This is a genomic window from Spirillospora sp. NPDC046719, from assembly GCF_040645715.1.
Taxonomy (GTDB): Bacteria; Actinomycetota; Actinomycetes; order Streptosporangiales; family Streptosporangiaceae; genus Spirillospora.
In genome coordinates, this window is the sequence record NZ_JBEYYT010000372.1 from 1 (window position 1) to 9,499 (window position 9,499).

At 74.8% G+C, this 9,499-nt stretch carries 10 protein-coding genes; 9 read left to right on the forward strand and 1 reads right to left on the reverse strand.

The window, feature by feature from the left end:
- Window positions 1-11 precede the first annotated feature (11 nt).
- The 7 genes from ABZ914_RS39475 (at window position 12) to ABZ914_RS39505 (ending at window position 5,010) form a co-directional block, all read left to right on the forward strand.
- Window positions 12-128 carry a hypothetical protein gene (locus tag ABZ914_RS39475; RefSeq protein ID WP_500199642.1) on the forward strand — a complete coding sequence of 39 codons (117 nt, stop codon included), beginning with the start codon at window positions 12-14 and terminating at the stop codon, window positions 126-128.
- Between the two features lie 216 nt (window positions 129-344).
- Entirely contained in the window at window positions 345-707 is a 363-nt protein-coding gene (locus ABZ914_RS39480) for a MerR family transcriptional regulator (protein ID WP_500199629.1), read from the forward strand.
- 4 nt (window positions 708-711) lie between these two features.
- Entirely contained in the window at window positions 712-1,071 is a 360-nt protein-coding gene (locus ABZ914_RS39485) for an STAS domain-containing protein (protein ID WP_500199630.1), read from the forward strand.
- A gap of 850 nt (window positions 1,072-1,921) precedes the next feature.
- Window positions 1,922-2,563 (forward strand): response regulator transcription factor, encoded by a 642-nt coding sequence (locus tag ABZ914_RS39490; protein ID WP_190855094.1) that lies wholly within the window; start codon window positions 1,922-1,924, stop codon window positions 2,561-2,563.
- A 150-nt stretch (window positions 2,564-2,713) separates the two neighbouring features.
- Window positions 2,714-3,199, forward strand: coding sequence for a flavin reductase family protein (locus ABZ914_RS39495; protein ID WP_500199632.1), 486 nt, complete (start codon window positions 2,714-2,716; stop codon window positions 3,197-3,199).
- A gap of 1 nt (window position 3,200) precedes the next feature.
- Window positions 3,201-4,745 (forward strand): acyl-CoA carboxylase subunit beta, encoded by a 1,545-nt coding sequence (locus ABZ914_RS39500; RefSeq protein ID WP_500199633.1) that lies wholly within the window; start codon window positions 3,201-3,203, stop codon window positions 4,743-4,745.
- Window positions 4,746-4,791: 46 nt separating this feature from the next.
- Window positions 4,792-5,010, forward strand: a complete 219-nt coding sequence (locus ABZ914_RS39505) for a hypothetical protein (protein WP_500199635.1) — start codon at window positions 4,792-4,794, stop codon at window positions 5,008-5,010.
- On the opposite strand, the gene ABZ914_RS39510 is transcribed toward ABZ914_RS39505, so the two are convergent.
- A complete protein-coding gene (locus ABZ914_RS39510) occupies window positions 4,961-6,004 on the reverse strand; it encodes a ketoacyl-ACP synthase III family protein (protein WP_500199636.1) in 1,044 nt (347 codons plus the stop codon). The two genes, ABZ914_RS39505 and ABZ914_RS39510, sit on opposite strands and share 50 nt — an antisense overlap.
- A gap of 124 nt (window positions 6,005-6,128) precedes the next feature.
- On the opposite strand from ABZ914_RS39510, the gene ABZ914_RS39515 reads away from it, so the two are divergent.
- Entirely contained in the window at window positions 6,129-7,127 is a 999-nt protein-coding gene (locus ABZ914_RS39515) for an acyltransferase domain-containing protein (protein ID WP_500199638.1), read from the forward strand.
- Between the two features lie 60 nt (window positions 7,128-7,187).
- Window positions 7,188-9,499 (forward strand): type I polyketide synthase (locus ABZ914_RS39520; protein WP_500199640.1); only part of this gene is annotated, 2,312 nt, incomplete at its 3' end.

A 9,499-nucleotide genomic window follows, 5' to 3' on the forward strand; every position in this document is an offset into this window, starting at 1 on the left:
ACGCCGACGCCATCGAGGCCGCCTACAACAACGGCGTCCTGGCCGTCCGCATCCCCGTCCTGGAACAGGCCAAGCCCCGCAAGGTCGCCGTCCAGCACACCGGCGACCAGAAGGCGATCAAAAGCTGACCGGCACGCGTCCATCGCCTCCCGCGCCCGGGCGCTCGCCGGAACGCTCCGGCGCCGCCGCGGCGGGGGCGGCAGGTGACGAGACCGGCCATGGCCCGGTGGGTGCGCGGCGCCCGCCGGGCCAGGTCGTCGGCTTTCACACCCGGCAGGCGCGCAGCCATGATCTTAAGTGGGCGCGCGCCGGGAACGCACATCGACACAGTGGAAGGGGCCGGTATGGGATTGCCGATCGATGACGAGTACGCGGCCCTGTTCACCGTGGGGCAGGTCGCCGACATGCTGCAGGTGCAGCAGGCGTTCCTGCGGCGCATCGACACCCAGCACGTCGTCTCGCCGCGGCGCTCGGCCGGCGGGCAGCGCCGCTACAGCCGCTGGGAGATCGGCCGCATCCAGCAGGTCGTCACCATGATGGACGAGGGCATGACGCTGCCCGCCATCCGGCGGATCTTCGAGCTCCAGCACGAACTCGACGCGCTCACCCGCGAACGCGACGAGCTGGCCGCACGGTTGACCGCTCTCGGCCAGGACCCCGCCGACCGGCCGCCTCGCCGGCCCGGCCCCCGCTCAGGAGGTGGGTGACACCATGACGCAGCCGCTGACGGCGCCCGGGGACGACGACGCCATGACCCCGGGAGCGCCGCACCCGCTGGGCATCACCACGAGCCACCGCGGCGACACCGTCGTGATGCTGCTGTCCGGCGAGCTCGACATGGCCGCCGAGGACCGGTTCCGCGACGCCGTCCACGCCGCCCTGGCCGACCGGCCCCGCACGCTCGTGGTGGAGATGTCCGGGCTGGAGTTCCTCGACTGCACCGGCCTGTCGATCCTGATCCGGGCCCGCAACCGGCTGCACCGCGAGGGCGGCGCCCTGCGGATCCGCAACCCGCGCCCCGTCGTGCGGCGGGTGCTGACCCTCGGCGGCCTGGAACCGCAGATCCTCTGACCGGCGCACGGGCCGCTGCGCCCGAAGTATTTCGTTCGTCGACGCCCGCTCTACCTCGCGCAGGACGTCCTTTCCCGGTGATCTGACAAGGCCGCCCCCCGCGTCCCTTGGGCTCGCCGCGCCGCCCCATCGGCGCTCTAAGGGCCCGGAGATGCGGGGGGCGGCCATGATTTGCGTGTTCCCGCTTCGTAAGGGGTGACAATCGGGAAGTGCGAGCAAGGAACTCCGAGGGACGGTTGACGGCCGCATTCTGCGGCATGTGACTCGGTGCGCACCGCCGGAATCATCCCGTCACCGCGCGGCCGGATTCCCGGTCCATGATTTGGACGGCGGCCGGAATTGGCCGGGGCCGCGAGGCCGCCGGCGGGCCGGGACGGTGCCGGTCGTCGCGCCGGAGCGCCTTGCGGATCGCGGGCGGCGACGGCTTCCGAAGGACCGGAGCGGGCAGGTACCGGTTCCCCGCCTCCGGGCGTCCACATGCGGTTCGGGGCGCTGAACAAGGCGGCGCCCGGAGTGAAGTCGGTCGTTCGGGAAGGTCGTGTTACCGGGCGCGTTGACAGGTATGTAGTTGCGATTTGTCATGGCGATGGGGCGGGTGGCGGGGCACATCGGTGCATGTTACCGTTGGCTCGCCACGGGTCACGGGGTGTGTTTACGAAATCGGTTGATCTTTCAAAAACGCAATACGGCGGGATGGGTGGCGATGTGGGCGCCGTCCGGACTCCAACGGCAACCAGACCGCGCCGATCGGAGCCTTCATGAGCGAATGTCCGAGTGAGCATGCCGCCGGATTCCCCGTGAAGGGCCGTTCCCGGCCGGAACGCACGGGCGCCGGCGCGCGGGGGCGGTCTTGACGCCGCGGACCGTCCTGATCGTCGACAGCCACACCCTCGTCCGGCAGGGGGTGCGCGAGATCCTCGAAGAGGACGCCGGGCTGAAGGTGGTGGGGGAGGCCGGCGACGGCGACGAGGCCGTCGCGATGGTCACCGACCAGCGTCCCGACGTCGTCCTGCTCGAGGTCGGCGGGCCCGGACCGGACGCCGTCACCACGGTGCGGCGCATCCGGCGGCAGTCGCCCGGCACCAAGGTCATCATCCTCAGCATGCAGGAGGGGCCCGAACTGCTGCGCGCGCTGCTGGAGGCGGGCATCCGCGGCTACCTGCTGAAGACGGTGACGCGGCACGAGCTGGTCGCGGCGATCCAGGCGGTGGAGGACCCCGAGCGCATCGTGCTGAGCGTCTCGCGGCGCAGCCTGCCCGAGGACGACGGGGCGCAGCACGTCCAGCTCACCGAGCGGGAGCGGCAGGTGCTGGACCTCACCGCGCGGGCGCTCACCAACCGGCAGATCGCGAACCGGCTCTCGCTCACCGAGGCCACGGTCAAGCGCCACCTGCGCAACATCTTCGCCAAGCTCGGCGCGGGGTCGCGGCTCGACGCCGTCAACCGCGCCGCCCACGCGGGCCTCATCGAACCGCCGCGGAACGAGCACTAGAGGCCCGGACGGCCTTTCACCCCGGACGGCGGCCTTTCATCCCCCGGACGGCCCGGGAGCCGGGGGCACCGGGCTCTGACGGGACGCGAACCGGGCTCGACGCGGGCGTCCTACGTTGTCGGCGATCGTTCGCCCAGCGGAAGGACCGCCGTGCTCCGCCAGATCCGACCCGTGCAGGCCGGCAGGTTCCGCTCGGTGATGCGCGGCTTCGCCACCGGAGTGACGGTGGCGGCCGCGGACGCCGGGAGCGGACCGGCCGGGACGACGATGAACTCGTTCACCTCCGTGTCGCTGGAACCGCCGCTCGTCCTGTTCTGCATCGGATCCGGGTCGCGGACGTGGCCGGTGGTGGAGCGGGCGGGCTGCTTCGCGGTGAGCTTCCTGTGCGCCGGCCAGGAGCCTCTGGCGCGCCGTTTCGCGGCGCCCGGGGTGGACCGGTTCGCCGGGCAGGAGGTCGTCACCGCGGCGACGGGCTCGCCGGTGCTCGCCGAGGCCGCCGGGTTCGTCGACTGCCGGCTCGTGGACGCCATCGGGCTCGGCGACCACCACGTGGTGGTCGGCCTGGTGGTGGCGGCGGGCCGGCTCCGCGACGCCAAACCGCTGGTCTTCGCCGACGGAGGGTACGGGAGTGTCTGAGATGAGGGCCCGCGTGGCCCGGCTGGAGGCCGAGCGCCGCGCCGCCGCCGAGGCCGGCGGCGACCGGGGCATGAAGGCCCAGAGGTCCAAGGGGAAGCTGACCGTCCGGGAACGGCTCGACCTGCTGTTCGACAAGGGCACCTTCACCGAGATCGAGACGTTCCGGCGGCACCGGGCGCAGGGCTTCGGCATGGAGCGCCGCCGCCCGCCGACGGACGGCGTCGTGGTCGGCTGGGGCCTGGTCGAGGGCCGGCGGGTGTTCGCCTACGCGCACGACTTCCGGGTCTTCGGCGGCAGCCTCGGCGAGGCGCACGCCGCCAAGATCCACAAGATCATGGACCTGGCGGCGAAGGCGGGCGCGCCGCTGGTCGGGCTCTGCGACGGGGCGGGCGCGCGCATCCAGGAGGGCGTCACCGCGCTCGCCGGATACGGCGGCATCTTCCAGCGCAACGTCCGCAACTCCGGGGTGATCCCGCAGATCAGCGTGATGCTCGGCCCGTGCGCGGGCGGCGCGGCGTACTCGCCGTCGCTCACCGACTTCGTCTTCATGGTGCGCGACACCGCGCAGATGTTCATCACCGGCCCGGACGTGGTCGGCGCGGTCACCGGCGAGACGATCACCCACGAGGAGCTGGGCGGCGCCGAGGTGCACGCGGCCCGGACCGGGGTGGCCGAGGCGATCTACGACGGCGAGGAGGAGTGCCTCGCGGACGTGCGGTACCTGCTGTCGCTGCTGCCGTCCGACAACACCCGGTTCGCGCCCGAGCGGCCCACTGCCGACCCGCCGGACCGGTTCTGCCCGGCGCTGCGCGACATGGTGCCGGTCGACGCCAAGGCCGCCTACGACGTGCGCGCCGTCGTGGAGGAGATCGTCGACGACGGCGAGATGTTCGAGATCCACGAGATGTGGGGCACGACGGTGGTGTGCGCGTTCGTCCGGTTCGCGGGCCGGGTCACCGGGCTGGTGGCCAACCAGCCCGCGGAGACGGCCGGGGTCCTGGACATCACCGCCGCGGAGAAGGCGTCCCGGTTCGTCCAGTTCTGCGACGCGTTCAACATCCCGATCGTGACGCTGGTGGACGTGCCGGGCTTCCTGCCCGGGGTGGACCAGGAGCACGGCGGGATCATCCGGCACGGCGCCAAGCTGCTCTACGCGTACTGCGACGCGACCGTGCCGCGCGTGCAGCTCGTCCTGCGCAAGGCGTACGGCGGCGCGTACATCGTGATGGACTCGCGGTCGATCGGCGCGGACGTGTCCCTCGCCTGGCCGACGAACGAGATCGCCGTGATGGGCGCCGAGGCCGCGGTGAACGTCGTGTACCGGCGGGAGATCGCCGCCGCCGACGACCCGGAGGCCGAGCGCCGGGCCCGCGTCGAGGACTACCGGCGCGAGCTGATGGACCCGTTCCACGCGGCCGAGCGCGGCCTGGTGGACGAGGTGATCGACCCGGCGGAGACGCGCGTCCGGATCGTCGACGCGCTCGACATGCTGGCCGCCAAGTACGTGCCCCGGCCGAACCGCAAGCACGGGAACCAGCCGCAGTGACCGCCGGCCCGCGCGGGGACGCGGGCCGGCAGGGGAGAGAGCCGCGATGAGCGCCGACTTCGAGATCGTGAAGGGCCGTCTGGACGAGCGGGAGCTGGCGGCGCTCGTCGCCGTGCTCGTGCACGGCGGGCGGGACCGCGGCGCCGACGCGGACGAGGCCGCCGCCCCGCGAGGCGCGGAGCGGCGGCCCGGACCGCGCTGGGACCCCGAGGGGCTCAGCCCGCCCCGGCCCGCGTCCGCTCCACCACTGCCGCGGACCAGGTGAAGCCCGCGCCGACGCCGGCGAGCAGGCAGCGCTCACCGGGCGCGAGGCGGCCGGAGGCGACCAGCTCGCCGAGCCCGGCGATCTGGTCCCCGGCGCCGAGGTGGCCGATCCGGCTGCCCCAGTCCCAGGTCGTCCGCTCCCGGTCGACGCCGAGCGGCTCGAAGAACTGCACGTTCATCTTCGGCAGGCCGAGGTGCGGCAGGACGAACCAGTCGATGTCGCCGCGCTCGACGCCCGCCTCGGACAGCGCGCCCTCGACGGCGCGCACCTGCCCGTCCCGCAGCCGCCGCAGGACCTCGGTGAAGCCGAGTTCGGTGACCGCCTCCTCGCGCGGCGTCTCGGCGTCGATCGGGCGGGCCGCCTCCAGCGGGGCGTCCGCGAACGGCCGCGCGCCCCGCCCGAGCTTCTCCAGGCCCGGGTCCGAGACGGAGACCGCGCTGCGCAGCAGGACGGCGTCCTGCCCGTCTTCCGGAGTCCCGGCGCCGCGCGCCAGGACCATCGCGGTGCCGCCGTCGCCGCAGATCGTGCCCGGGTCCGTCCGCCAGCGGTCGAAGCCAGGCAGGGCGAACCGGTCGCCGGTGGACACCAGCGCCTTGGCTCCCGCGGGCCGGGCCGCCAGGAACGAGGCGGCCAGCTCGATCGCGGCCATGCCGCCGTTGGATTGCTGCCCCACCTCGACGGCGGGGCAGGCGTTGCCGACCGCCTCGCGCTGCACGTAGGAGGCGGCGGCCCACAGGTCGTGGCCCTGGTAGTGGACGCTGGCGTGCAGGATCAGCTCGATGTCGGACGGGTCCGCGCCGGCGTCCGCCATGGCCCGCCGCGCGGCGTCCGCCGCCATCACCGGCGGGGCCTCCTCGGAGACGCACACGGCCTCGATGCCGGTGCGCCAGACGTCCTTGCGGGCGCACAGCCCCCGTCTCTCCGCGTCCGCCGTCTCGATCGGGTCGGGCAGGTGGCGGCCGATCCCCGCCACGTGGATGTCCTCGTACCTCATGCCGCGAGCGTCGCAGCCGGGCGTCAGGGCGCTGTCGAGGACAGGTCGTCCCGGCCCGCCCGGCGGCGCCGGACGCGAATGACCCTAGGCCGGATCTCGACGCGGCCGCCTTAGACAAGGGGGCATGACCGACGACCACCGAGCGGGCGGGGGACGCCCGCTGCCGATCGCCCTGCTGATCCCCGGCCAGGGAGCGCAGCATCCGCGGATGGCCGCGTCCCTGTACGGAACCGTCGAGACCTTCACCCGCACGATGGACGAGGCGTTCGCGCTCATGGGCCCGCGCGGCCCGCACGTGCGCGCGCAGTGGCTCGCCGAGCGGCCGTCACCGGAGTTCGACGACGTCACGGTGGCGCAGCCGCTGCTGTACGCGGTCGGGTACGCGCTCGGGCGGACCCTGGTGGACCGGTGCGGCAGCCCGGACGCGCTGCTCGGGCACTCCGCCGGCGAGATGGTGGCCGGCGCGCTCGCCGGGGTCTTCGACTTCGCCGACGGCATGCGGCTGATGATGGAGCGGCTGCCCGCGCTCGCCGCGACGGAACCGGGCGGGATGCTCGCGGTCGCCGCCTCGGTGCGGGACGTGGAGCCCCTGCTCGGCGACGACGTCCACCTCGCGGCCGTCAACGCGCCCCGGCAGCTGCTGCTCGCCGCGGCGGAGGAGCCGCTGCTGCGCGCCATGTCCCGGCTGAAGGACTCCGGCGTCACGGTCCGGCGCGTCCCCGCCCGGCAGGCGTTCCACAGCCCGCTGGTGGCCGCGGCGTCGGCCGAGGCCGGCGACCGCTGGACCGGCGTCGAGCTGCGGCCGCCCGCCGTGCGGCTGTACTCGGCCTACGACGCGGCGCCGCTCACCGCCGAGCGGGCGTGCGACCCGTCCTTCTGGATCGGGCAGCCTGCCCGGACCGTCCACTTCGCTCGGGCGCTCGACCGGCTCTTGGACGACGGCGACCACCTGCTGGTGGAGACCGGGCCTGGGCAGAGCCTCACGATGCTCGCCCGCCGCCATCCCCGCGTCGCGGCCGGACGCAGCCAGGTGATCGGGATGTCGCCCGACCGGCGGCTCGGCGACGACGCCGAGCGCGACGCCGTGCGGTCGGCGGCCGAACAGTTGCTGACGCGCCGCTGACCCCCGGGGCCCGCCGACGGGCCCGAGACCCCGCCAGACGACGGAGGAGCTGGAACCGCAATGAGCATCCCCATCGCCGTCATCGGCATGTCCGCCCGCGTCCCCGGAGGACCGGGCCTGGAGGAGTTCTGGTCGCTGCTGATGCGTGGCGACGAGGCCATCCGCCCGGCGCCCGGAGACCGCGAGGGCGCGCGCGGGCGCGGCGGCTTCCTCGACCGCGTCGACGGCTTCGACGCGGACTTCTTCGGCGTCCCGCCCCGCGAGGCCGCCGAGCTCGACCCGCAGCAGCGCCTGATGCTCGAACTCACCTGGGAGGCGCTGGAGGACGCCCGCGTCCTGCCCGCCTCCCTGAACGAGAGCCGCACGGGCGTGTTCGTCGGCGCGATGGCCGAGGACTACGGGCTTCTCCAGGCCCGCCACGCCGGCGCCGAGACCTCGCCGTTCACGCTGACCGGGACGCGCCGCGGCTTCATCTCCGGGCGTGTCTCGCACGTGTTCGGCCTGCGCGGCCCCAGCGTCACCGTCGACACCGCCCAGTCGTCCTCCCTGGTGGCGGTGTACCAGGCGGTGCAGAGCCTGCGGGACGGCGACTGCGGGCTCGCCGTCGCGGGCGGCGTGCAGGTGAACCTGGCGGAGGAGAGCGACGACGCGCTCCGGGAGCTGGGCGCGCTGTCACCGGACGGGCGGTGCCGCCCGCTCGACGCGGCCGCCAACGGCTTCGTCCGCGGCGAGGGCGGGGGCGCGGTGGTGCTCAAGCCGCTCGACGCGGCGCTGCGGGACGGCGACCGCGTGCACTGCGTGATCCTCGGCGGCGCGGTCAACAACGACGGCGCCACGCCCGGGCTGACCGCGCCGAGCCGCGACGCGCAGGAAGAGGTGCTGCGGCTCGCCTACGAGCGGTCCGGTGTCGATCCGGGCGCGGTCCAGTACGTGGAGCTGCACGGCACCGGGACGCGGCGCGGCGACCCGGTGGAGGCCGCCGCGCTGGGCGGCGTGCTCGGCGCGGCCCGTCCCCCGGGCGAGCCGCTGCTGGTGGGCTCGGTGAAGGCGAACATCGGCCACCTGGAGGGCGCGGCCGGGATCGCCGGGCTCATCAAGACGGCCGCGGGGATGTCGCGCGGGCGGCTCCCCGCGACGGCGAACTTCGCCGACCCGAACCCCGACATCGACCTCGCGGGCCTGAACCTGCGGGTCCACGACCGTCCCGGCGACTGGCCGGAGGGGGAGCGGGTCGCGGGCGTCTCGGCGTTCGGACTCGGCGGTTCCAACTGCCATCTCGTCCTCGCCGGGGCACCCCGCGCCGAGGCCGGAGAGGCTCCCGAGCCCGCGCCCGGACCCGTCCCGTGGGTGGTGAGCGGACGATCGGAGCGGGCGCTGCGCGCCCAGGCCGGACGCCTCGCCGAGCTGGCGGCGACACGGCCGGACGCGCGGGACGTCGGCCGCTCGCTCGCGGTGGCGCGGACGGCGTTCGAGCACGGCGCCGTCGTGACCGGCGACCACCCGGCGGGGCTGCGCGACCTCGCGGAGGGCCGCGACGCGCCCGGAGTCGTCCGGGTCCGGAGGCGCGACGGCCGCACCGCCCTGCTCTTCCCGGGGCAGGGCGTGCAGCGCGCGGGCATGGGACGCCGCCTCTACGAGACCTACCCGGCGTTGGCGCGGGCCCTCGACGAGGCCGGCGCCGCGCTGGAACCGGTGATCGGCACGCCGATCACCGAGGCGATGTGGAGCGGCGGTCTGGACCGCCAGGAGCTGGTGCAGCCCGCCGTGTTCGCCGTCGAGGTCGCGCTCTTCCGGCTGCTGGAGTCGTGGGGCGTCCGGCCCGACCTGGTCGCGGGCCACTCCCTCGGCGAGATCACCGCCGCGCACGTCGCCGGGGTGCTCCCGCTGGCGGACGCGGCGGAGTTCGTCGCGGCGCGCGGGCGGCTGTTCGAGGGGCTGGCGTCCGGCGTCGCGGTCGCGGTGGAGGCGGGCGAGGAGGAGGCCCGCGCCGCGCTCGCGGACCGGCTCGACCGCGCCGACGTCGCCGCCGCCAACGGCCCCCGGTCGGTGGTGATCGCGGGGGACGAGGAGACCGTGACCGAGGTCGCCGAGCGCTTCGCGGACTCGGGGCGGCGCACCAAAAGGCTGCGGATCGGCCGCGCCGTCCATTCCCCGCTCGTCGAGCCGCTCCTGGACGACCTGCGCGCCGTCGCCGCCGGGCTGGACTGGCGTCGGCCCGACGGCGGCCCGTCCCTCGTCTCGTCGGTGACGGGCGCGGAGGTGGACGCCGCGCGGCTCGCGGACCCCGCGCACTGGGCGGGCAACGCGCGCCGGACCGTCCGGTTCGGCGAGGCCCTGCGGTCGCTGCACGCGCTGGGCGCGCGGCGGTTCGT

Excerpts from the sequence above, each read along its gene's own strand:
- ABZ914_RS39510 (WP_500199636.1), bottom strand. The coding sequence starts at position 6,004 with ATGAGGTACGAGGACATCCACGTGGCGGGGATCGGCCGCCACCTGCCC.
- ABZ914_RS39505 (WP_500199635.1), top strand. The coding sequence starts at position 4,792 with ATGAGCGCCGACTTCGAGATCGTGAAGGGCCGTCTGGACGAGCGGGAG.
- ABZ914_RS39500 (WP_500199633.1), top strand. The coding sequence starts at position 3,201 with ATGAGGGCCCGCGTGGCCCGGCTGGAGGCCGAGCGCCGCGCCGCCGCC.
- ABZ914_RS39480 (WP_500199629.1), top strand. The coding sequence starts at position 345 with ATGGGATTGCCGATCGATGACGAGTACGCGGCCCTGTTCACCGTGGGG.
- ABZ914_RS39515 (WP_500199638.1), top strand. The coding sequence starts at position 6,129 with ATGACCGACGACCACCGAGCGGGCGGGGGACGCCCGCTGCCGATCGCC.
- ABZ914_RS39485 (WP_500199630.1), top strand. The coding sequence starts at position 712 with ATGACGCAGCCGCTGACGGCGCCCGGGGACGACGACGCCATGACCCCG.